The organism is Cobetia sp. PS-4MA (assembly GCF_057670765.1).
The window spans coordinates 2917994-2939561 of the sequence record NZ_CM173107.1; the positions used below are offsets into that span (position 1 = coordinate 2917994).

Here is a 21568-nt window from a genome sequence, read left to right on the forward strand (position 1 = left end):
CGACTTTGGTCACACCTTTACGCAACTCCATGTTGCGCAAGGATTATTCAACTTCACCAGACTTCGCGCCATCTTCGCTCATGTCGCGAACCGGACACGACCGATCATCACCGTTCGCTCGGCGCCGCTGTCGGCCACCACCGTTCTCACCGCGGCCTCGCCTGCCGCGCCGAAGCTTGCCGAGAGCTCGATCTGACTGACCCCCTGGGCGATCAGCTCACTGACCAGTCGCTCGGCCGCCTTGAGCGAGCCCAGTGTCGCGACGGAGAGTCGCATCTCCCCGCTCCCCTGGCTGCTCAGCGAGGTATTGCCACTGTGCTCGACCAGAATCAGGAAGGCATGGTGCATAACGTCGTGCGTCTTCACGGCCATGAAAGTCTCCTCACCACGAGATGGATCACGCATCAAGAAGCCTAGCGTGTCCCCGCGAGCATCAGGACTGATCTTTCTGAGCGCTTGTGGACCACGGATCAACGACATGTCGCCCCGTCTGGACGTGAGCCGGGCACAAAAAAACGCCTGCCGCTTTCGCGACAGGCGTTCTCGAGCACCTCACTCCGAACCGATGGCCAGCTCCCTCATGATGCGAACATCATGTGTCGGCGAGCGCCATCCGTCAGGAACTCAGGCGTAGACCGGCAGACGTGCACAGACCTCGGAGACCTTGGCCTGTACCTCGGCTTCGGCAGCGGCGGAATCGCCGGCGACCATCGCCTCGAGGATGTCGCAGATCCAGCCCGCCAGATCCAGACACTCCTGCTCCTTGAAGCCGCGCGTGGTGACGGCCGGGGTGCCGATACGCAGACCGGAGGTGACGAACGGCGACTGCGGGTCGCCCGGCACGGCATTCTTGTTGACGGTGATGTGGGCACGGCCCAGGGCAGCGTCAGCGTCCTTGCCGGTCAGGCCCTGCTTGACCAGTGACAGCAGGAACAAGTGATCCTCGGTGCCGCCGGAGACGACTTCGAAGCCACGTTCCAGGAACACGGACGCCATGGCCTGGGCGTTCTTGACGACCTGCTGCTGGTAGGTCTTGAAGGACGGATCCATCGCTTCCTTGAAGCAGATCGCCTTGGCCGCGATGACGTGCATCAGCGGGCCACCCTGACCACCCGGGAAGACGGCGGAGTTCAGCTTCTTCTCGATGTCGGCATTGCCTTCGGCAGACAGGATCAGGCCGCCACGCGGACCGCGCAGGGTCTTGTGCGTGGTGGTGGTGACGACGTGGGCGTGGGGCAGCGGGCTCGGGTAGACACCGGCGGCGACCAGACCGGCCACGTGGGCCATGTCGACCAGCAGGTAGGCACCGACTTCGTCGGCGATCTTGCGGAACTCGGCCCAGTCGATGATCTGGGAGTAGGCGGAGAAGCCGGCGATGATCATCTTCGGCTTGTGCTCACGCGCCAGACGCGCGACTTCGGCGTAGTCGATCAGGCCGTTTTCGCCCAGACCGTACTGCACGGCGTTGTAGTGCTTGCCGGAGAAGTTCGGACGTGCACCGTGAGTCAGGTGGCCACCCGCGTCCAGGCTCATGCCCAGAATGGTGTCGCCCGGCGAGACCAGCGCCTGGAAGACAGCGCTGTTGGCCTGGGAACCGGCGTGCGGCTGAACGTTGGCGTAGGTGGCACCGAACAGTTCGCAGGCACGATCGATGGCCAGCTGCTCGACCTTGTCGACGAACTCGCAACCGCCGTAGTAACGCTTGCCCGGGTAGCCTTCCGCGTACTTGTTGGTCAGCTGGGAACCTTGCGCCTGCATGACGTGGGGGCTGGCGTAGTTCTCGGAGGCGATCAGCTCGATGTGAGCTTCCTGGCGAACGACTTCGTCGTCCATGGCGCTCAGGAGCGCATCATCAAAACCGGCAATCTGCATGTCACGGGTGAACATCGGGTGTCCTCGCCTGAAGGGTGATGACGACAGCGAATTCCGGCGCGGCCGGATCGCCATCTAGGGGTAAGATCAGGACCAGCATGATACCTCAGCCGGCGGTCCGATTCACATGAATCAGCATCATTGTTAACGCAAGATGGCCTCACGATCGACACGACGATCCCGAGGCCATCCTGCGGCGGCGTCATGCACTGCGCTGACGCTGCCTTTCCATGCTCACTGCAGGGCGCGCAGCCCTGCCATGGGCGGCTGGCGGCGCACTTCCCGCGACAGCCAGAAGCCCAGCCCGCCGACCAGCAAAGCGCCGATCAGCGGCAGGCCGAGCCACAGCCAAGGATGCAGCACCACCGGCAGGCCCAGCCAGCCGGAATAGAGCCCGACCGCCGCGCCTTCCGCCAGCATCGCACCCAGCAGACCGCTCAACGCCCCCAGCAGCACGAACTCGGCAGCCTGCAGGCGGGCCAGCAGGCTCTGCCCGGCACCGAATACCTTGTAGAGCGCGCCTTCGTGTTCTCGTGCGGGGCGGCTGGCCACCAGGGCCGCGTAGAGCACGCTGGCACCGGCCAGCAGTACCAGACCGAGAATCAGCTCGACGGCCCGCGAGACCTGGGCGATCAGCTCCTGCACCCGCGTGAGAATCGCGTCGATGTTGATCAGGGACACGCTGGGGTAATCGCGCACCAGCGGTGCCAGCGCTCCCTCATCCTCGAGATGAAACGCCGTCATGTAGCTGTGGGCGAAGCTCTCGAGCGCCCCGGGCGGGAAGATCACATAGAAGTTGGGCATGAAGCTGTCCCAGTCCACATGGCGCAGATTGACCACCTGCGCCTTGAGGGTCTCGCTGCCGATGGTGAACGACAGGCTATCGCCGATGGACAGTCCCATGCGCTGCGCCAGGTCTTCCTCCATCGAGACCGGCACCCCCTGCGCCTCGGCGATGGCCTGACGGCGCGAGGGTTCGGCATCCGCGAAGTCCTCAAGCGGCGCCCAGTCACCTGCCGTCACGCGGTTGTGATCAGGCAGATCACGATGCCAGGTGAGATTGAGCTCACGCTGGGGCACGCCGCGTGAGGATTCAGCCTCCCCGGTGCCTTCCTGCATGCCACCGGCCGCCTGTTCCGTGTCCGGCTGACGTTCACGGGTAGCGGCATTTTCCAGCGCCCGCTGCTGTGAGCGACCCAGCAAGGATTCGCCTTTCAGGGCGGTGATGCGCCCCCGCACCATCGGATAGAGCTCACTCAGGCCGTCTTGGGTCGACTCCGCCCCTTGCGCCTCCACGATGGCCGACAGCTCCTCGCCGAAGGCCTGCTGCTGGCCCGGCTGGATGTTGATGGCAAAGTGGTTGGGGGCATTGGCCGGAATCTGCGCCTGCCAGCGGCTGATCAGATCACCACGCACCAGCGCGATCAGTGCCACGGCCGCGAAGGTGACGGCGAAGGCCACCAGCTGACCGAGACTGGCGCCGCGACGCCTCGCCAGCAGCCCGCCCGCCAGACGGACCGGGCGACTCCAACCGCCCTGTCCCCGCGTACGCGCCACCACCTTGACCATCAGTGACAGCAGCAGCTGCCCCACCACCAGCAACAGACCCAGCCCGATGATGCCGCCGACCAGCAACCCGGCCGCCAGCATGAGATCGCCCGAGTAGAGCCACATCAAGGCGCCGAACACCAGACTGGCCATCGCCACCACCACCCAGGCCGAGGCCGGCAGCGGGGCCAGTTCACGCCGCAGCACCTTGAGCGCACTGACCTGACGCAGGCGCAGCAGCATCGGACCGGCGAAGCCGGCCAGCACCGCCAGTGCCGTCAGAATCCCCAATGCCAGCGGCAAGGGGCCCGGCGCCGGCAGCTCCAGCGGCAGGAAGCGCTCCAGCAGTGCCACCAGCCCCATCTGCCCCAGCAGCCCCAACACGGCCCCCAGGGTGCTGGCCAGCAGCGCCAGCCAGCCAAGCTGAGCGGCAAACAACCGTGACAGCTGACGCTGGGAAGCCCCGAAGCAGCGCCATAGCGCGGCACTGTCCAGATGGCGTTCCACATAGCGGCGCGTCGACATCGCCACCGCGACCCCGGCCAGCAGCACCGCCACCAGCCCGGCCAGACTCAGATACTTGTCGGCACGCTCCAGTGAGCGCCCCAGTCGCGGGCGATCCTCACGCACGTCCTTGAGGCGCACCTCGGCATTGTCGGCACTCGCCAGCAGCGGCGCGATGGCATCGCGCGCCTGCTGCACCGCCGCCGGATCGCCAGCGGCCAGCAGGCGATATTCCATGCGTGAACCGGGCTGGATCAGACCGGTCGCCTCGAGATCCGCCATGTTGAACATCAGGCGCGGGCTGAATTCGGAGAAACCGCCCTGCTGGTCCGGCTCACGAGTGATCAGGCCGCTCAGGGTCAGGGTCTTGCGTCCCACGGTGAGGGTATCCCCCGGCGACACTCCCAGCGCCGTGGCTAGGCGTGGCACCAGCCAGGCCTCCCCGGGTGGCGGGATGGCGGGGCGCGTGGCGGCTCTCTCACCGTCAGCCGACCCGCCGTCGGCAGGCTTGCCGTCCGCCCCCGCGATTCGGGTCTCGGGCGTATCGGAGGCAAGCTCGACCTGCCCCATCAGCGGATACCCCGGCGAGACTGCCTTGAGGCTCGAGAGCACGAAGCTGTCGCCATGCGAGGCCATCGAGACCATGCCCAGCTGCGGCGACATCTCGAGCCCGGCCTCCTCGAAGGCCTGCCGGAAACGCGGGTCCAGTGGGTTGCTGGACTCCAGCACCAGATCTCCCCCCAGCAGCTGTCCCGCCTGGCGCGTGAGACCACGATCCAGACGATCCAGAAAGAAACCGATCATGGTGGTCGCGGCCACCGCCAGCATCAACGCCAGAAACAGCGCCCGCACATCACTGGCACGCAGGTCCCGCAGCAGGCCACGCAACGCAAGCGGCAGACGCATGGCGCCCCCGCGCGGCGATCGCGCGTCAGATGTCATGCTGGCATCAGTCATGCTGCCCTCCTTGCGGTGTGGCCACCGCAGGTGCCGAGGCATCGTCCTGCCATTCGACCAGCTTGCCGGCTTCCAGCGTCAGACAGCGATCACAGCGCCTGGCCAGGGTCAGATCATGGGTGACCAGAATCAGCGTGGTGCCGCGCTCACGGTTGAGGGTGAACAGCAGCTCCGCGATGCGATCACCGGTAGCGGTATCCAGATTGCCGGTGGGCTCATCGGCGAACACCAGCCCCGGTCCCGCCACGAAGGCGCGGGCGATCGCCACCCGCTGCTGCTCGCCGCCAGACAGATGACGCGGCAGGTGATCAAGACGCTCTCCCAGCCCGACCCGCGCCAGCCAGTCACGTGCCTTGGCCTCGATATCGCCCCGGGGCGCCAGCTCCAGCGGCATCAGCACGTTCTCCAACGCCGTCAGGGTCGGCAGCAGCTGGAAGTTCTGGAACACGAAGCCCACCTGCCCCGCGCGCAGCGCCGCACGCCCGTCTTCATCCAATCCGGCAAGCGAGGTGCCGAACAGGCGAATATCGCCTTGGGTCGGACTGTCCAGCCCCGCCAGCAACCCCAGCAGCGTGGATTTTCCGGAACCGCTGGCCCCGATGATCGCCACGCTCTCGCCAGCTGCCACGGCAAGCTCTAGATCTTCAAGAATGGTCAACTGGCCGTCACCGCTGGCGACACGCTGGGTCAGACCCGTGACATTGAGGACTGCCGTCGGCGCCTGCGGATTCGCTGCTGACGGTGCCGCGACTGACGCATGATCCGACGCAAAGGGGGCGTCGTTAATGGAGGCGTTATGTGACATCGTGTCTGCTCGCTTATGGTAGTGAACGGGATGGCCATGAACGCCAGTCCCCGAAACGGATGTGAAACGTGTGCAGATGATGGAGATGAGGAATGCAGAGATGGCTGGTGAATCGCCGTGAAACGCAACGTCTGTCCCGAGTCGCCGAACCGCGCGTCACGCGCAAGACTGCCGGACTCACGCGGCTGCGCAATGCGCTTGCCAGTACGGCACTGACCCTCGTGGCCGTGCTGGCGCCTCAGGTGGCGCTGGCAGATGCGCCGGCTCCCTGGCTGGTGGTCGGCGACTCCCTCTCGGCCGGCTACGGCATCGACAGCAGCCGGGGTTGGGTCGCGTTGCTCGACGAGCGCCTCGAGGACACCCTGGGCAACGATGCGCCGGAGGTCATCAATGCCAGCATCAGCGGCGATACCACCGAAGGCGGCCTGAATCGCCTGCCGGCACTGCTCGACCGACACGACCCTTCGCTGGTGATGATCGAACTGGGCGGCAACGATGGCCTGCGCGGCCTTCCACCTGCGCGCATGCAATCCAATCTGGCCAGCATGATCGATGCCGTGGAAGATGCCGGCGCCCAGCCCGTGCTGCTGGGGATCGAGATCCCGCCCAACTATGGCCCGGCCTATACCGACGCCTTCCGCCAGGTCTATCGGGCGCTGGCCGACGAATACTCCGTGCCGTTGGTGCCCTTCATTCTCGAGGGCATCGCCACGGCACCGGCCGGCCAGAAACTGATGCAACAGGACCGTATCCACCCGACGGCCAAGGCCCAGCCGAGGTTGCTGGACAACATCTGGCCGACGCTCGAGCCACTCGCGCTACCTGCCACACAATGACCCTGCACGTGTCTACCTTGCCTGAACATGACATGGGGCATCCCGGTCAGAATCAAAGGTGACGGTGGTTTCCCGAAGGGCGTGTCCTCTCGATACGCCCTCTCGATACGTCCTCCCGACAAGCCCTCTTGTCATGCCCTGCCGCCACGCTTTTCATCACGCTCGTCCATCGTGCCCCGCCCGGGGCGCTTCGCCCTTCAGAGCACTGAGGATTCCACCATGAGCCAGTCCCGCAAGGTAGTCCCCGGCAAGTCCGCCCCCACAGCGACACCCGCGCATGCGGCAACCGGGCAGCCCCCGTCGGCCCCCGAGACTCCCCACATGACGCTCGGGCCGGTCTCCAGCGACGCCTACCCTTACGACAAGCGGCTCAAGCGCAAGGTCTACGAGGCCGAGAAGCGGGCCCTGCAGATCGAGCTGCTCAAGGTCCAGCATTGGCTGCGTGACAGTGGCGAGCGGCTGGCCATCGTGTTCGAGGGGCGTGACGCCGCCGGCAAGGGCGGCACCATCAAGCGTTTCATGGAATATCTCAACCCGCGTTTCGCGCGCATCGTGGCACTGGACAAGCCCAACGAGACGGAGAAGGGACAGTGGTACTTCCAGCGCTACGTCTCGCGCTTTCCCACCAGTGGTGAGGTCGTGCTGTTCGATCGCAGCTGGTACAACCGTGCAGGAGTCGAGGCGGTGATGGGCTTCGCCAGCCCTGGCGAGGTCGAGCGGTTTCTCATCCAGGTGCCACAGCAGGAGCGCCTGTGGGTCGAGGATGGCCTGCATCTGGTCAAGCTCTATTTCTCGGTCTCCCGGGAAGAGCAGTCCAATCGTTTCGCCAAGCGCGCCGCCGACCCGCTGACGCGCTGGAAACTGTCACCGATGGATGCCGTGGCCCAGGAGAAGTGGGACGACTACACCACCGCGGCCGAGGCGATGTTCGCGCGTACCCACAGTCGCCACGCGCCCTGGACGCTGATTCGCTCCGATGACAAGCGTCGCGCTCGCATCGGCGCACTGCGCCATGTGCTCAGCCAGCTCGATTACCCCGGCAAGGACACACGGCTGATCGGCACGCCGGACCCATTGATCGTGGTGGATGCCGGCCGTCTGATCCTGCCCACGGACTAGCACGCCCTGAGGATGCAGACGCGGGCGGAGCGCGCTCATGTCGTGTGTGACAGTGCCTCCGGCGCCTTCTGCAGCTGCTGCAGGCCCAGGCCTGCCAGAATCAGCACCAGCCCCGCGAGTGTCGAGGTCAGGATCGGCTCGCCGACGATGAAGTGCAGCAGCGTCAACGACACGGGGGGAGACAGGAAGATCAGATTGGAGACCTTGGCGGTACGCGACACCTTGTGGACCGCCAGCTGCCAGAGCACGAAGGCGATGCCCATCTCGCACAGGCCGACATAGAGCCCGGCCATCAGCGCCTGAGGATTGGCGTTGTCCCCGATGAAGTTGCCAAACCCCGGCCCGATGGCCACCAGCAAGGTCAGGACCGGCAAGGCGACGCTGAAGTTCTGCCACTGGGCGACCAGCGGGGCGCGGGCATCCCGCGCGTTCAGCAGCCAGTAGAGGGCCCACAGCAGGGTCGAGCCCAGCGCCAGTCCGACGCCGAGGGGGTCGGCGAAGGCGACATCGAACACCTGCCCGCGGGTGGCGATGGTCCACACCCCGGCGTAGGCGATCAGCCCTGCCGCGACATCGATGCGCGTCAGGCGCTGCGCGAGGATCGGCACGGCAAGAAAGGCCATCGCCAGTGCCCAGGTATAGTTGAGCGCCATGGCCTCCTGCCCCGGCAGACGTGCATAGGCGCCGAACAGCACCAGATAGTAGCCGACCGGGTTCATCAGTCCGGCCCAGGCCGCTGTCCGCCAGCCGCCTTTCCAGCCGCTGGCGAGCGCCTCGCGCAGCCGACCCTGACGCCACATCAGCACGCCGATCAACAGCCAGGAGACCAGCGCTGCCAGCCACACCAGCTCCAGCGGCGACATCTGCGCCAGCGCCAGCTTGAAGGCCGTTGCCACGGTCGACCACAACCCGACCGCTCCCAGACCATAGAGCATGGCCTCCCTGTCCTGACTCATGGCATGCTTCCTCGCAATTCGGACACCGCCATCCTGGCGGTGTCGACCTGACGCCCATGCCCGCCATGCGCGTCGCAGGCTTGAGCATCGCGCGCGTGGCGTGCAGCTGCAAGCCCGTGTACGCAAAGGACGCTTTACGATGACCACCAGCCCCTCCTCGCAGCTACCGCACGCCAACCCGCAGCCCGATCCCCCCTCCACGGCGCTGGTCAGCGCCTACCGTCTCGACGGCAAGGGCAGCGCGACCCTCTTGAGCGATGATGAGCTGCGCCAGGCCTGGCAGGAGCCGGAGGCCTTGATCTGGATGCACCTCGATTACACGCGAGGCGACGTCAATGATTATCTCGCCGGCATCGCGCAGCTGGATGATCCCAGCATCGAGGCCCTCACCGAGCTGGACACACGCCCACGCGTCGCACGTTTCGGCGGCGGCATCGTCACCACCCTGCGCGGCATCAATCTCAACCCGGGTGCCGCGCCGGAAGACCTGCTGTCCCTGCGCCTGTGGATGAGCCCGACTCGCCTGATCACCCTGCGCCGACGCCCCTTCCAGTCGATCACCCAGGTACGCGAGCTGCTGGAAGCCGGCCAGGGAGCCGAAAACATCTCCTGGCTGCTGGCGATGATCAGCGATGCGCTGGTCGATCGCGTCGCCGAGCTCAGCCACCGTCTTGACGATCAACTGGCGATCCTCGAGGAGGATCAGCTCAATGACGTGGAGATCGATCCCGACGACATCACGCGGCTGCGCCGCCCGTTGATCACCCTGCGGCGCTTCATGGGGCCTCAGCGCGACTGCCTGGCCCAGCTGGCTCAGGGGCCCTTGTGGATCGATGAGCAGGCGCGACTGGACCTGCGCGAGATCGCCAACCAGCTGTCGCGTTACGTGGAGGACTTTCAGGCCATGCAGGAACGCGCCCTGATCCTTCACGAGCAGCGCATGAGCGAGCACAACGAACAGCTCAACCAGCGCATGTATCTGCTGTCGGTCATCACCGCCGTCTTCCTGCCGCTGGGCTTCCTCACCGGCCTGCTGGGCGTCAATGTCGGCGGGATTCCCGGCAGCGACAGCCAGTGGGGCTTCGCTGCCTTCGTCGGAATCACGCTGGGCGTGGTGGCGATGCAGATGTGGCTGCTCAAGCGCAAGAAATGGTGGTGAGCGCACTCATGGCGCAGGTGGGCTGTTTACGAGCCCTGTTCGCGGCTGGCGCGGTCGATATGGCCGAGATCGCGCTCCGGGTCGAGCACATCACGCACGCGTTGCTTGAGGTCACGGCTGTCCGGGAAGCCGCCATCCCGCTTGCGCTCCCAGAGCACCTGCCATTCGGCGTCAGGCGCAGGCTGGCAGAGCACCTCGAAGTGCCCGCCGTGACTGGGCGCGAGAGCGACCTCATCCAGCGCTTCCCCGAAGGTGGAGAGCAGTTCCTGGGCATACCAGGCCGCGCGCAGCAGCCAGTTGCAGCCGGTGCAATAGTGAATGCGAATCTTGAGCGTGGACGGTTGATCCATGAGAGCGAGCGTTCCAATCGTGAATGATGAGTTTCCGTTCCCACTTCACTGCAGCGAGGCGTCCGGGTCAATGCCGAAATGCGTGCAGGGATGAGAGCGTCGACAACTGGCACTGGGCATCCCCGCACGGGCACGGAATAATGAGGATTCAGCCGCTGACCTTCGGAGCCATGCATGTCAGACCCGTCATCGTCCTCGTCCCCATCGTCTCCCTCCTCGCGCTCGGCCTCACGCTCGGCCTCAAGCCCCTCGTCAGATGCCTCGACGGAGGCCACGACGACAGGGACGCCTGACCCCCAGAAGGAGCACGCCACGGGACAACGCCCGGAGCAGGACCAGGACAAGGACACCACCAGCGGCGCCCAGAGCCGCTTCTTCGAGCGCATGACCGGCGATGAAGACTCGCGCATGTGCAAGGATATCTCCGAGGATGCCTGCCATCAGCAGCCCGGCAATGTCTGGCGCCATCTGCTGGCCTCGCTGGGGACCAAGCTGGCCGACGAGCTGGCAAGTGCACGCCTGGTGCTGCCGTGGCTGCTGGGATTGATCGGCGCCCCGGTGTGGATGGTGGGGCTTCTGGTGCCGATTCGTGAAGCCGGCGCCCTGCTGCCGCAACTGGTGGTGGCGGGCTTCATCCGCCCGCTCCCGCGGCGCAAATGGGTCTGGGTCGCGGGGTCCGTGCTGCAAGCGCTGATGGCCTTCAGCCTGGTGATCATCACGCTGCTCTCTCGAGGCGACGGTGACAGTGGCCTGGGCGGCAGCCTGGCCGGTGGCCTGGTGCTGGGGTGTCTGGTCGTGCTGTCACTGGGGCGTGGCGTGGCCTCCATCGCCACCAAGGACGTGCTGGGCAAGACGATCGCCAAGCAGCGCCGTGGCCGCCTGATGGGATGGAGTGGCAGCCTGGCCGGCGCCATGACGTTGCTCGCGGGGGGTGTTCTGATGCTGCTGGGCGAGCAGCCCGGTCAACAGGTGCTTGCCACCCTGATGGCGATTGCGGCACTGGGCTGGAGTCTGAATGCTTTCTGCGCGGCGCTGATCAAGGAAGATCGCGGCGCCACCAGCGGCGGTGCCAATGCCTGGAACACCGTGCGCCAGGGGTTCAGCCAGCTGCGCCATGACGCCGCCTTCCGCAATTTCAATCTGGCGCGTGCGCTGTTGCTCTCAAGTGCCCTGGCCCTCCCCTACATCGCGCTGCTGGGCCAGCAGCAGAGTGGCGAAAGCCTCGGCGGACTCGGGGTACTGGTGGTCGTGTCAGGCCTGGCGGGCATGGTCGCCAGCCCCATCTGGGGCAAGCTTGCCGATACATCGAGTCGGCGCGTGATGCGCAACGCCGGCGCCGGTGCCGCCGTGTGCTGCGCGCTGGCCGGCAGCATGGTGTGGTGGCCCGGAGCGCTTTCCGACAGCGTCTGGAGTTATGCCGTGGTCTACGGGTTGCTGGTGATCGCACATTCCGGCATTCGTCTGGGACGCAAGACCTACGTGGTGGATCTCGCCAGCGCTGACAATCGCGCGCTCTACGTGGCTCTGTCCAACACCCTCACCGGCGTGCTGATGCTGGTGCTGGGTCTGGCCATCGGCGGTCTGGCCCAATGGCTGGGCAGCGAGTGGCTGCTGCTGATTCTGGCTGGTGTCGCCACGGCGGCCGCCCTGTGTGCGCAACGTCTGCCGGAAGTGGAAGACGACTGATACCGGACAGAGCGGTCTGCCAAACCTCGCGACGGGGGCCCGGGACAGGCGCTAACCCCCGACACATTAGCGGCTGCGATTGCATAAGCCGCGTCTCCCCGCCATAGTGAAACCGATGATGGTGCTGGAATGTCCGGGCACACGGACAGGCACCCGATACCCGTACTCTCGGGCTCGGTCACAAGGGCCGGGTTCTTTAGCCGCAAGGATCAGTGCCAGATGAAAAGACCCCACATGATCAGCCCCGAGCTGCTCGAGAGAGTGGTGAATGCCTCGGACGATGGCATCGTGGTGGCCGAACAGGAAGGTGACGAGAACATCCTGATCTACGTGAATCAGGGCTTCGAGCGCCTTACCGGTTACAGCGCCGACGAGATTCTCTACCGCGATTGCCGTTTTCTGCAGAATGACGACCGTGACCAGCCACAGCTGGACAACATCCGTGCCGCGCTGCGCGACAAGCGCCCGTGCCGCGAGATACTGCGCAACTATCGCAAGGATGGCAGCCTGTTCTGGAACGAACTCTCCATGACACCGGTCTTCGACGAGCACGACAATCTCCAGTACTTCGTCGGTGTCCAGAAGGATGTCACCAGCCTGATGACCGCGCATGAGGAGCTGGAGCGCCTGCGGGAAGCCCGCAAGAGCGATGTCGAGTGATCACTGACACGCTCCCCTCCTTTCGGCCATGAACCACTCGCCAACGCCCACCACCCGGTGGGCGTTGGCGTTCGTGCGCAGACGAAAACTTCCCCGCGACCCACCAGAGCATGCTTCCACGCACACAGGACTTGTCATCGAACTTCTCCAGCGCTATATAGCGAAGGAGCCTTCGGCAGGTCGCCGCAGGCGGTGTCTGACGCCTCGCGTCTGGCAGACTGATTCATGATCGGGAGGTCCGCCCATGGCCCGCGAACAATTCCTCGACGATATCGATGCTACCGCCCTGGCGGAGGAAGCCACCAACGACGTGGACTTCGAACTGTCTTCCAGCTCCACCCCCGCCAGGCCCCAGCGCAGCGACTCGCGCCAGCGTCTCGAAGCCCTGCTGGAAGAACGTGCGCTGGCACGCTCCATCCGTGAAGGCTGGGACGATGAAGCGGATGATGATGACCTGCTGGACGCCAGTGACTGGGGAGAGGAGGAGTGAGCGCCTCGCGATGAGGCCGGGGCTAGCCTCGAGATGCCCCTTCAGGGAAGGTTCGCCACACCGCTTCCCGGTGAAGGCCAGGGGGTTGCAGCCCCGTCAGCGAACCGGCCATGGAATGGCCGCCGTCACGCCAACGATGGCCCTGACTGGTCAAGCGTGACCACGGGCACTATCATCAGCGCGTCATTCCATTCTCCAACCAAATTGGGATTCCATGGCGCAATACGTCTATACCATGAACCGGGTGGGCAAGGTCGTCCCCCCGAAGCGCGAGATTCTCAAGGACATCTCGCTGTCCTTCTTCCCGGGTGCCAAGATCGGTGTGCTCGGTCTCAACGGCTCGGGCAAGTCCTCGCTGCTGCGCATCATGGCCGGCGTGGATCAGGACTACAACGGCGAAGCGCGTCCCATGCCGGGCCTCAATGTCGGCTACCTGCCCCAGGAGCCGGAGCTCGATGATTCCAAGAACGTGCGCGAGTGCGTCGAGGAATCTCTGGCCCACATCAAGAATGCCCAGGCGGAGCTGGATGAAGTCTATGCCGCCTACGCCGAGCCGGACGCCGATTTCGACGCCCTCGCCGCGCGTCAGGCCAAGCTCGAGGACCTGATCCAGGCCTCCGACGCCCACAACCTCGAGCGCAAGCTGGAAGTGGCCGCCGAAGCGCTGCGCCTGCCGCCGTGGGATGCCAATGTCGGCGTGCTGTCCGGTGGTGAACGCCGCCGTGTCGCCCTCTGCCGCCTGCTGCTCTCGAGCCCCGACATGCTGCTGCTGGATGAGCCGACCAACCACCTGGACGCCGAGTCCGTCGCCTGGCTGGAGCGCTTCCTGCACGATTACGCCGGCACCGTGGTCGCCATCACCCACGACCGTTACTTCCTCGACAATGTCGCGGGCTGGATTCTCGAGCTCGACCGTGGCCAGGGCATTCCCTTCGAAGGCAACTATTCCTCGTGGCTGGAGCAGAAGGACGCTCGCCTGCAGCAGGAAGCCAAGCAGGAAGCCTCACGCAACAAGGCCATCCAGCAAGAGCTGGAGTGGGTTCGCCAGAATCCCAAGGGCCGTCAGGCCAAGAGCAAGGCGCGTCTCAACCGCTTCGAGGAAATGCAGTCCGGTGATTTCCAGAAGCGCAACGAGACCAACGAGATCTACATTCCGCCGGGACCGCGTCTGGGCGACAAGGTCATCGAGCTGCACAACGTCACCAAGCGTTTCGAGGACAAGCTGCTGTTCGACGACCTGTCCTTCACCATTCCCCAGGGTGCCATCGTCGGTATCGTCGGCGGCAACGGTGCGGGCAAGTCCACGCTGTTCAAGCTGGTGACCGGCAAGGAAACCCCGGACAGCGGCGAAGTGGTGCTGGGCGAGACCGTCAAGATCGCCTACGTCGAGCAGCTGCGTGATGGCCTGGAAGACAATCAGACTGTCTGGGAAGCCGTCTCCGGTGGCCAGGACATGCTCAACATCAATGGCCATGAAGTCTCGTCACGCGCCTATGTCGGCCGCTTCAACTTCAAGGGCACGGATCAGCAGAAGCGTCTGTCTGATCTGTCCGGTGGTGAGCGTGGTCGTCTGCAGCTGGCGCAGACGCTCAAGCAGGCCGCCAACGTGCTGCTGCTGGATGAGCCGTCCAACGATCTGGACATCGAGACCCTGCGTGCACTGGAAGAGGCGCTGCTCGCCTTCCCGGGCTGTGCACTGGTCATCTCGCACGACCGCTGGTTCCTGGATCGCATCGCGACCCACATCCTCGCCTACGAAGGGGACTCCAACGTGGTGTTCTTCGAGGGCAGCTACAGCGAGTACGAAGAGGATTACCATGCGCGTGTCGGCAACGATGCGCCCAAGCGCATGAAGTACAAGCGTATCGATGCCTGATCCGGTGATCTGAACCGCTGGATTGACCAGGACGCCCTTGCCGCTGACGCCGCAAGGGCGTCCTGCGTTTGAGGCAAGCCTCACAAGGGCGCTCCCGCGTCGCCTCTGGCACTTGCAGTCAGGCCGAACACGGGAGATAACGGAGCGAATGCTTGCCGTCACTCACGGCCGTCCGTCGCACACGCCGTCGCGCCACTCACAGGATCAGGAATTGCCCATGAATCGCTGGCTGCAACAGCCGCTGATGTGGTTACGCACCTTCACCACCAGCATCGCCTATCTGCCAAGCCTGCTGGCGACGCTCTATATCCTGCTTGGCTTGATCTCGGTGCTGCCTTCCGGCCTCCCCGAGCCACATGAACTGCCAGCCAGCGAGATGCTGAATGCCCTGACCTTCAAGGAGCACGACACGCCGCGCACTCTGCTGGCGGCACTGGTCGGCGGGCTCATTTCGCTGATGGTCTTCAGTTTCACCATGGTGATGAGCGTGCTGACCCAGGCGGGCGCACAGTTCTCCCACAAGCTGCTGCTGGGGCTGGTGACCGAGCGTCACCATCAGCTGGTGCTGGGACATTATCTGGGCAGTCTGCTGTTCCTGCTCATCAACCTGATGGTACCCAATACCGGCGATTCGCCAACGCTATGGCGCTCCATCGCGGTCTATCTGGGCGTGTTGATGATGGTCAATTGCCTGGGGATGTTCATCTACTTCATCCACCAGGCATCACAGTCCGTGCAGATCAATGCCGTGGCTCGCCGCCTGTCCGGGCGCACGCGGGTCTCGCTTGAACGACTGCGAGAGCGCAATCGCCATGACGGTTTCGGCGAGCGCCAGATCACTCGCGACACGTCACGCTGCCAGCTGCTGAGAGCAAAGCGACGCGGCTATGTGCAGCAGGTCGATTTCGCGGCCCTTCGCCAGCTGGCCATCGACCACGACATGATCGTGCACCTGGACTTCGCGCTCGGGGCCTTCATCGTCAGTGGCATGCCGCTGATGCGCATCGAATGGCCTGCGGGCCTGCCCGAAGGCGTCTCGGCGGGTGATGAGCTCGATGAGCATCATCAGGCAGGACTGATCAAGAAGCTGCGCGCGGCACTGGGCTATCTGGATGGGGAATCCGTCGATGACCTTCACGAGCACGGCCTGACCCAGCTGATGGAAGTCGCCATCAAGGCGCTGTCCCCCGGCATCAATGATCCGGGCACCGCACGCCTGTGCCTGCATCAACTCACCGAACTGCTCAGTGAGCGCATGCAGCTGCCCCTGTGCAACTGCTGCGTGGATGAGGAAGATCACATACGGGTCAGCTGGGAGATGGAGAGCTTCGACAGTCTGCTCTACCGCAGCATCTCCCCCATCCTGCACTATGGTCGTGATGACCTCTCGATCTGTCTGGCGCTGCTCTCGCTGCTCAAGACACTGTCACTGCTGGGCAGCGATGACGCGCAACTGGCATTGCTGCAACAACATGCCGACAAGGTGGTGGAGGCCATCCTTGCCCAGGCACAGTTCGAGGTGGACAGGCGCTTCATCGAGCAGGGCCTCAAGGCCGGGCATCATCGTCTGACGCTGCCAGGTACCCCGTGGTGACGTGCTGGCCTGATGACTTGCTGCTGGCCTGATGACTTGATGGCTTGCTGACCTGAAGGCCTGATGGCCTGGTGACACGCAAACGCCCGCAGCGGTCGCTACCGTCTGCGGGCGTTTGCGTCGTGATGAAAGCCGTCCATATCAGGGCTTGCGACGCCCCTTGAAGAACGACACCAGGAACAACACCAGGAAGACGACGAACAGTACCTTGGCGATGGTGGCCGCAGTACCTGCGATACCGCCAAAGCCGAGTACGGCGGCAATCACGGCAACGATCAGAAAGATGATGGCATAGTTGAGCATGGCAATTCCTTATGTCATGGAGAACCGGTAGTGGGCGACGACCGCAGCGGCACGACGACTGCCTCTGCATGTGGCGCCTCATTCGACGCGCTCGCCCTTCGCTCATCAGGTGTGGCTGCTGACGTGATTGCCAGAGGGCGGAGTCACGACAGACCGCTTGATCACCTTGTCCATGTGAAGATGGTAATCAATACAAGTAAAGTCAAGGCCATGTCTCGAATCGGTAAAAGATTTTCCCGCGCGGGTTGAAAGCCTCCCTCATCATCCGCAGGTCTATTTTCAGGCACACGGCAGGCGGCATCCGGTTGGCCGCACGCATGCAGCTCGGACAAGTGGCGCTGCTTGTCGGGTGCCGCCTGATCTCCATCGAAAACGCCCCGCCAGGAAGTTCCTGCCGGGGCGTTTTCGATGATGCCCATGCGTGTCGCGTCACGGCAGATCTCGTCGGCTCACACATGGGCTCAAGTGACGTTTACAGCGCCGCGATCATGGCCTCGGCATAGGCGATGAGCTCCGGCTCGCTCATGACCTCGACCCGATTCAGGCCACTGTCCACGCTGGCAGGCCGCCCTTCCTTCACCAGCAGCGTACGCGGATAGCCCGCCCCACCGATGCGCTCGCTCAGCTGCGCATGTGCCTCACTCAGATAGACTCCGCGAGTCTCCTGCACGCACAGACTCACCAGCGGCAGACCACCTCGCGCCAGAGCCGCCTCGAAGGCCGGCAGCGCCGGACGCTGACGCACGGTGCAGTCCGGGCACCACTGCGCAATCTGATTGAGGACGAAGGTATCGCCGGCCGCCAGGCGTGCTTCGACATCGGCCAGAGTGGCGAGAGAAGACGTGTCATTGCTCATGGTTCACCTCAATACAGGGACGGATCGGATTTCTCTGGACGAGTCTTGAAACGGCGATGCAACCACAGGTACTGCTCGGGATGCTTGCGGATCGCCCCCTCGATGAAGGCATTGATGCGCGTGGCATCTGCGACATCATCGCCACTCGGGAAGTTGTCGAGTGCCGGGAGATACTCCAGCGTATAGGTACGATTGTCCGGATTGCGATGGAACATCAAGGGCATCACCGGCGCCCCTGTCATGCGGGCGATCTTGGCCGTCAGCTTGATGGAGGCGGCATCGATACCGAAGAACGGCGCGAAGACGCTGACGTCCCGACCGAAATCCTGATCCGGCGAATACCACACGCCATGCCCGCTCTTGATGCGGCGCACCACACCCCGCAGGTCATGGCGATCGATGGCCGTGCCGAAGATGCCATTGCGCGCGCGCGTCATGAAACGCTCGAACAGCGGGTTGTCATGCGGGCGATAGACGACATCGGCCGGGAAGAACAGCGAGTGCAGTGCGCCACCGAGATCCAGTGTCGAGAAATGGATGCCCACGATGAGCGCGCCCTTGCCCTGCGCCATGGCGCGCTCCATGTGCTCCTGACCCTTGAAGGTCACGCGGTCGCGCATGTGCTCCGGGTCTCGACACCACCCCGTGGCGGTCTCGAAGATGCCGATACCGTTGGCATGGAAGGTCTTGCGTACCTGACGCGCACGCTCCGCTTCGCTCCATTCGGGGAAGCACAGCTTGAGATTGGTGTCCGTGATATGGCGACGACGCTTGCCGAAACGCCATGCCAGCTCACCGATGCCGCGCCCCAGCCACAGCTTGGCGCACCAGGGCAGGAAGGCCGAGGCCTTCATGGCCCCGATTCCCAGCCAGGCCGGCCAGTAACGGGGATGCGCAAAACTCTCGGGGTAGGTCTTCTTGGCCATGACTCTCTCGTTCAACGGGCAACGGCGGCCATTGTAGACCGCCCGAGCCCTGCCGTCAGGTCAGGCGCACGTATCCACTGCCTGAGAGGCCATCGGGTCCGCCTCGCGTGCCTGACCACCGTGATAATGCTTGGGAACACGCGGCAGGATCCCTGTCAGCAGGGTATAGCTGATGGTGTCACAACTGGCGGCCACGCGATTGACCTCCAACCCCTCGCCCCACAGCACCACGCGAGAACCGACGCCCGCTTCCGGCAGGTCGGTGATATCCACCGTCAGCATGTCCATCGATACCTTGCCGGCCAGCACGGTCTCCTGGCCATCGACCAGTACGGGTGTCCCGTCCACCGCATGGCGATCGTAGCCATCCCCATAGCCACAGGCGACGACACCGATACGTGTCGGACGCGTCGCCACGAAACGTCCGGCATAGCCCACCGGCTCGCCGATGGCGATCTCGCGTACGGCAATGATGGCGGAAGACAGGGTCATCACCGGCTTCAGACGGCGGCTGGCATCATTGGCCCCTTCCAGCGGGTCCGCGCCGTACAGCATGATGCCGGGACGATTCCAGGCGGCATGCGATTGCGGCCAGGCAAGCGTCGCCGGGGAGTTGGCCAGACAGAGTGGCAGGGCAAGCTCAGCGGCCAGCGCTTCCACTGCCGCCATCTGATGCTGGAAATAATCGGGCGTCAGGCTGTCGGCCGTGGCGAAATGCGTCATCAGGTGAAGGTCCTGCGCCTTGCCACTCGCCACCAGGCGTTCCTTGACCGCCCTGGCCTGCTCGGCATCGAAGCCGAGACGATGCATGCCGGAATCGAACTTGATCCAGCAGGATATCGGCCCGGGGAGCGTTGCCGCCTCCAGGGCGGCCAGCTGCCATTCACTGTGGATGGCACACCAGAAGTCATGCTGCGCCGCCAGCTGGTATTCCGATGCCTCGAAGACACCTTCGAGCAATACCACCGAATGCGTGATACCGCCTTCCCGCAGCGCGAGCGCTTCTTCGATGGTCGCGACGGCAAATGCCGGTGCCAGATCTGCCAGCGCACGGGCACATGCCACGGCCCCGTGGCCATAGGCGTCTGCCTTGATCACGGCGAGCGAGCGGGAATTCGGCGCCAGCTCACAGGCCAGCTGATAATTGTGGCGCAGGGCATCCAGATCAATATCAGCACGCAACGGGCGGGACATGAGGCAACTCCAGACAATGAGAAAGAGGGACAGACACGACGAATCACGCACGGGTGACGCAGCAAGTTGGGACCTGCCAACGAGCGAGCAAGGCACGCACCATGAAAAGGAGGCGGCCAACCGGAGCAGGCGTTCTCCAGCCATCAATTATTTTCCATCATCGCGCCAAGGTCACGGTGAAAACCACCAAACATCAAGCCAACTTCTTGACGTTATCTCTGGTTTTCATCAAATCAATGGCATATTCCTCCAGACAAGCATCACAGCTGTTGTGATTCACGCTTCACGGCGAGATTTCTGCCCCCCGATACGCGAACACCCCCACCGGCAATGGCCGATGGGGGTGTCAGGAGAAGCCGGTCAGGCCAGTATCAGATCACTGGGCCGGGCCATCCAGCTCGGTGTCGTCTTCGTCCTGCAGAACCAGTGATACCTGACGATCGCGCTTGAGGCTCTCGTTCAGATCGCGCACGGTGTTGACGTCGATGATGCCCGCCGCCTGGCGCAGGTTGAGCAGATCCAGCACGTAGGTGTAACGCGAGGAGGCATAGTCCGCCAGGGCCTGATAGAGCGCCTGCTCGGCATCCAGCACATCGACGATGTTACGGGTACCGACTTCATACCCCGAGCGTGTGGCTTCCAGCGCGCTGCGGCTGGAGACGATGGCCTGCTTGCGCGCCTTGACCGTCAGGACGTCGCTGCGGACCTGACTGTAGAGCGAACGCACGCTCTGGGTAGTGGAACGCTGCTGGTCCAGCAGGTCGTACTGGCTCTGTTCCAGCAGGTGCGTGCTCTGGCGTACCTGCGCGGAAGTGCGACCACCGGTATAGATCGGCAATGACGCCTGGATACCGATCTGGTTGTATTCCTGATATCCCCCGGAGGATGCGACGTCGGTTTCATCATAGGAGTAGGTCGCGAAGGCACCGACTTCCGGCAGATGACCGGCACGCGAGGTCTTGACGTCACCCTTGGCGACATCGACACCCTTCTGCGCGGCACCGATCAAGGGATTGTTGACCAACGCCATCTCGACCCACTTGCCACGACTGGCGGGCACCGGCGCTTCGATGGCGAGATCCTCTTCCAGCCCATCGATGGAATCGTATTGCTGGCCGGTCAATTGCTGAAGTGCCTCGAAGCTGACCTGCAGGTCGGCTTCCGCGGCAATCCGCTGGGCGCGTGCGTCATCAAAGGACGCTCTGGCCTCCTGGACATCGGTGATCGCGATCAGCCCGACCTCGAACTGCTGATTGGCCTGATCCAGCTGACGGGAAAAGGCCTTCTCCTGCGCGATGCGCGCATCCAGCACATCCCGGTTGTTGAGGATGGTGAAGTATGCGGAAGCCACATCGTACAACAGCTGCTGCTGATCGGAATCCAGCAGCAGTTTCTGCTGCTCGGTACTGTCCTTGCTGGTCGCCAACTCATACCAGTCGGCAGCGTCGAACAGCTGCTGATTCACGTTGAGCACGATGTTGCTGTCGGTGTAATCCCCTTCCACACCACTCTGGGAATTGCCCGTGACATCGGTGCGTGACACGGTGCCGGTGGCCGAGATCTGTGGCAGCAGATCCGAAAGCTCGATCCGCTCGTTGTCCTCGACGCTCTGATACAGAGAGCGAGAGGACGACAGGCTGGCATTGTGGGTCAGCGCATCACGGGTAATGTCGAGCAGATCGGCAGCCTGGGCCTGGGTCGCGAAACCCATCGCCAGCACCAGAGGCAGTATGCGTATGTTGGCCATGTATGCGTATTCCTGATCGGTAACAGTCAGTCGTGACCTGCATGATGCGCCAAAGGCACCAAGGCAAGGGGAGATAAGGTCGTTTCACGGGCCGGCTGATGACGGCATCAGCCCCTTCGGGGGCGGGTCG

Annotated in this window: 20 protein-coding genes; 8 read left to right on the forward strand and 12 right to left on the reverse strand. The window is 64.1% G+C overall.

Features of this window, described 5'->3' with window-relative positions:
* Positions 1 to 78: 78 nt before the first annotated feature.
* The 4 genes from AC26AR_RS12430 to AC26AR_RS12445 all read right to left on the reverse strand — a co-directional run bounded on the left by AC26AR_RS12430 (position 79) and on the right by AC26AR_RS12445 (position 5686).
* Positions 79 to 372 (reverse strand): DUF6506 family protein, encoded by a 294-nt coding sequence (locus AC26AR_RS12430; RefSeq protein WP_084208052.1) that lies wholly within the window; start codon positions 370 to 372, stop codon positions 79 to 81.
* Between the two features lie 252 nt (positions 373 to 624).
* Entirely contained in the window at positions 625 to 1887 is a 1263-nt protein-coding gene (glyA, locus tag AC26AR_RS12435; RefSeq protein WP_488107134.1) for a serine hydroxymethyltransferase, read from the reverse strand.
* A 219-nt stretch (positions 1888 to 2106) separates the two neighbouring features.
* Positions 2107 to 4830 (reverse strand): ABC transporter permease, encoded by a 2724-nt coding sequence (locus AC26AR_RS12440; protein WP_488107906.1) that lies wholly within the window; start codon positions 4828 to 4830, stop codon positions 2107 to 2109.
* 43 nt (positions 4831 to 4873) lie between these two features.
* Positions 4874 to 5686 carry an ABC transporter ATP-binding protein gene (locus tag AC26AR_RS12445; RefSeq protein WP_077375032.1) on the reverse strand — a complete coding sequence of 271 codons (813 nt, stop codon included), beginning with the start codon at positions 5684 to 5686 and terminating at the stop codon, positions 4874 to 4876.
* A 92-nt stretch (positions 5687 to 5778) separates the two neighbouring features.
* Here AC26AR_RS12445 and AC26AR_RS12450 point away from each other — a divergent pair, with 92 nt between their 5' ends.
* Positions 5779 to 6522: an arylesterase gene (locus AC26AR_RS12450; protein WP_176503135.1), complete on the forward strand. Its 744-nt coding sequence runs from the start codon at positions 5779 to 5781 to the stop codon at positions 6520 to 6522.
* Positions 6523 to 6741: 219 nt separating this feature from the next.
* The gene (gene ppk2 / locus AC26AR_RS12455) at positions 6742 to 7641 is read left to right on the forward strand and encodes a polyphosphate kinase 2 (protein WP_488107135.1); all 900 of its coding nucleotides are present in this window, start codon (positions 6742 to 6744) and stop codon (positions 7639 to 7641) included.
* 35 nt (positions 7642 to 7676) lie between these two features.
* Here the strand turns inward: ppk2 and AC26AR_RS12460 are convergent, their stop codons facing one another.
* The gene (locus AC26AR_RS12460) at positions 7677 to 8597 is read right to left on the reverse strand and encodes a DMT family transporter (RefSeq protein ID WP_404625012.1); all 921 of its coding nucleotides are present in this window, start codon (positions 8595 to 8597) and stop codon (positions 7677 to 7679) included.
* Positions 8598 to 8736: 139 nt separating this feature from the next.
* On the opposite strand from AC26AR_RS12460, the gene AC26AR_RS12465 reads away from it, so the two are divergent.
* Complete coding sequence (locus AC26AR_RS12465) at positions 8737 to 9756, forward strand: zinc transporter ZntB (protein WP_488107136.1); 1020 nt, start codon at positions 8737 to 8739, stop codon at positions 9754 to 9756.
* A 26-nt stretch (positions 9757 to 9782) separates the two neighbouring features.
* Here AC26AR_RS12465 and AC26AR_RS12470 read toward each other — a convergent pair whose 3' ends face one another.
* Positions 9783 to 10106, reverse strand: a complete 324-nt coding sequence (locus AC26AR_RS12470; RefSeq protein ID WP_488107137.1) for an Rdx family protein — start codon at positions 10104 to 10106, stop codon at positions 9783 to 9785.
* 384 nt (positions 10107 to 10490) lie between these two features.
* Here AC26AR_RS12470 and AC26AR_RS12475 point away from each other — a divergent pair, with 384 nt between their 5' ends.
* The 5 genes from AC26AR_RS12475 (at position 10491) to AC26AR_RS12495 (ending at position 16412) form a co-directional block, all read left to right on the forward strand.
* Positions 10491 to 11792 carry an MFS transporter gene (locus AC26AR_RS12475; RefSeq protein WP_404625313.1) on the forward strand — a complete coding sequence of 434 codons (1302 nt, stop codon included), beginning with the start codon at positions 10491 to 10493 and terminating at the stop codon, positions 11790 to 11792.
* A 219-nt stretch (positions 11793 to 12011) separates the two neighbouring features.
* Positions 12012 to 12452: a PAS domain-containing protein gene (locus tag AC26AR_RS12480; protein ID WP_077375053.1), complete on the forward strand. Its 441-nt coding sequence runs from the start codon at positions 12012 to 12014 to the stop codon at positions 12450 to 12452.
* Positions 12453 to 12696: 244 nt separating this feature from the next.
* On the forward strand, positions 12697 to 12942 hold the full coding sequence (locus AC26AR_RS12485; protein WP_077375056.1) for a PA3496 family putative envelope integrity protein: 246 nt from the start codon (positions 12697 to 12699) through the stop codon (positions 12940 to 12942).
* Positions 12943 to 13156: 214 nt separating this feature from the next.
* The gene (gene ettA / locus AC26AR_RS12490) at positions 13157 to 14818 is read left to right on the forward strand and encodes an energy-dependent translational throttle protein EttA (protein ID WP_077375059.1); all 1662 of its coding nucleotides are present in this window, start codon (positions 13157 to 13159) and stop codon (positions 14816 to 14818) included.
* Positions 14819 to 15035: 217 nt separating this feature from the next.
* On the forward strand, positions 15036 to 16412 hold the full coding sequence (locus tag AC26AR_RS12495) for a DUF2254 domain-containing protein (RefSeq protein ID WP_127734649.1): 1377 nt from the start codon (positions 15036 to 15038) through the stop codon (positions 16410 to 16412).
* A 141-nt stretch (positions 16413 to 16553) separates the two neighbouring features.
* On the opposite strand, the gene AC26AR_RS12500 is transcribed toward AC26AR_RS12495, so the two are convergent.
* The 6 genes from AC26AR_RS12500 to AC26AR_RS12525 all read right to left on the reverse strand — a co-directional run bounded on the left by AC26AR_RS12500 (position 16554) and on the right by AC26AR_RS12525 (position 21438).
* Positions 16554 to 16715: a DUF1328 domain-containing protein gene (locus AC26AR_RS12500; RefSeq protein WP_084208047.1), complete on the reverse strand. Its 162-nt coding sequence runs from the start codon at positions 16713 to 16715 to the stop codon at positions 16554 to 16556.
* A gap of 161 nt (positions 16716 to 16876) precedes the next feature.
* Positions 16877 to 17134, reverse strand: coding sequence for a hypothetical protein (locus AC26AR_RS12505; protein ID WP_488107138.1), 258 nt, complete (start codon positions 17132 to 17134; stop codon positions 16877 to 16879).
* A gap of 53 nt (positions 17135 to 17187) precedes the next feature.
* The gene (locus tag AC26AR_RS12510; RefSeq protein WP_084208046.1) at positions 17188 to 17571 is read right to left on the reverse strand and encodes a TlpA family protein disulfide reductase; all 384 of its coding nucleotides are present in this window, start codon (positions 17569 to 17571) and stop codon (positions 17188 to 17190) included.
* 8 nt (positions 17572 to 17579) lie between these two features.
* Positions 17580 to 18497 carry an LpxL/LpxP family Kdo(2)-lipid IV(A) lauroyl/palmitoleoyl acyltransferase gene (lpxL, locus tag AC26AR_RS12515; protein ID WP_077375072.1) on the reverse strand — a complete coding sequence of 306 codons (918 nt, stop codon included), beginning with the start codon at positions 18495 to 18497 and terminating at the stop codon, positions 17580 to 17582.
* A 60-nt stretch (positions 18498 to 18557) separates the two neighbouring features.
* Positions 18558 to 19691 carry an alanine racemase gene (alr, locus tag AC26AR_RS12520; RefSeq protein ID WP_488107139.1) on the reverse strand — a complete coding sequence of 378 codons (1134 nt, stop codon included), beginning with the start codon at positions 19689 to 19691 and terminating at the stop codon, positions 18558 to 18560.
* Positions 19692 to 20067: 376 nt separating this feature from the next.
* Positions 20068 to 21438 carry a TolC family outer membrane protein gene (locus tag AC26AR_RS12525; protein WP_077375077.1) on the reverse strand — a complete coding sequence of 457 codons (1371 nt, stop codon included), beginning with the start codon at positions 21436 to 21438 and terminating at the stop codon, positions 20068 to 20070.
* Between the last annotated feature and the right edge of the window lie 130 nt (positions 21439 to 21568).